2 protein-coding genes are annotated in these 1,263 nt (G+C 72.2%); one reads left to right on the forward strand and one right to left on the reverse strand.

Annotated features, from left to right (window positions below; translation table 11 throughout):
* Positions 1 to 786: NAD(P)H-binding protein (locus tag AB0G02_RS40895; protein ID WP_360806141.1), on the forward strand; the 786-nt coding region annotated here is incomplete at its 5' end.
* Here the strand turns inward: AB0G02_RS40895 and AB0G02_RS40900 are convergent.
* A partial coding sequence (locus AB0G02_RS40900; RefSeq protein WP_360806144.1) for a cysteine hydrolase occupies positions 731 to 1,263 on the reverse strand: 533 nt, incomplete at its 5' end. The two genes, AB0G02_RS40895 and AB0G02_RS40900, sit on opposite strands and share 56 nt — an antisense overlap.

Below are 1,263 nucleotides of genomic sequence, written 5' to 3' on the forward strand. Positions count from 1 at the left end.
GCCACGACCCGCGATCCCGCGGCGGCGGCGCTGCCGGACGGTGTCGACGTGGTGCGCGCGGACCTCTCCGAGCCGGGGAGCCTGGACGCGTGCCTGCGCGGGGTGGACGCGGTCTTCCTGATGTGGCCCCTGCACACGGCGGAGGCGCTGCCCGACGTCCTGGAGGTGATCGGCCGGCACACGCGCCGGGTGGTGTTCCTCGGGTCGGGCGGCGTCCGCGACCTGACGGTGGACGGACAGCAGGAGTTGTTCGAGCGGTCCGGTCTGGAGTGGACCGTCATCCGGCCGAGCACCTTCGCGGTCAACGCGCTGTGGTGGGCCGGGCAGATCCGCGCCGGCGACGTGGTGCGCGGTGCGTGCGGCGAGCTGGCCCTGGCGATGCTGCACGAAGCGGACATCGCCGCCGTCGCGGTCCGCGCGCTGACCGACGCGGGCCACGACGGCGTGGTGCACCACCTGACCGGGCCCCAGGCGCTCACGCAGGCCGAGCAGGTGCGGATCATCGGGGAGGTGATCGGCCGCCCGTTGCGCTGGCGCGAGCTCCCCCGGCGGGAAGCCCGGGAACAGCTCGTCACCGACGGGCTGCCGGCGTCGTTCGCGGACGTCCTGCTCGACACCTACGCCACGATGACGACGTGGCCCGCGCCCGCGCTCACCACCGCGGTGCGGGACGTCACCGGATCACCGGCGCGCACGTTCCGGCAGTGGGTGGCCGATCACGCCGACGAGTTCACGCCTGCCGGTCGCGCGTCGCCCCCAGCGCCGCCATCACGTCGTCCGCGGTGACCGGGACGGAGAACATCGGGAAGTCGAAGCGCAGGGCGTTGTCGTGCTCCTCCTGCGAGGTGGCGGCGACGCAGTCGGTGAGCGTGACGACCTTGTACCCGTTCTCGTAGCCGGTGCGCATGGTCGACTCGACGCAGCAGTTGGTCAGGAACCCGCCGAGCACGATGGTGGTGATGCCCTTGCTGCGCAGGATGAAGTCGAGGTTGGTGCTGGCGAACGTGTCGAGCCCGCGCTTGCCCTCCACGACGATGTCGCCGTCGCGGGGCGCGAGGTCGTCCACGATCGCCGCGCCCCAGCTGCCCTTGACGAACGCCTTGCCGTCCACGACGCCCTTGAGGATGCCGTACGGGTGGGAGGAGATCTCGTGGTAGCCCTCGACGAACGTGATGGGCGCGTGCATCACCGTCACCCCGGCCGCCCGTGCCGCCTCCGCCACCCCCACGGTCTTGGGCATCAACCCGCTGTGGCCCAACACCA

Origin of the sequence: Actinosynnema sp. NPDC023658, assembly GCF_040639995.1 — a bacterium.
Lineage (GTDB): Bacteria > Actinomycetota > Actinomycetes > Mycobacteriales > Pseudonocardiaceae > Actinosynnema.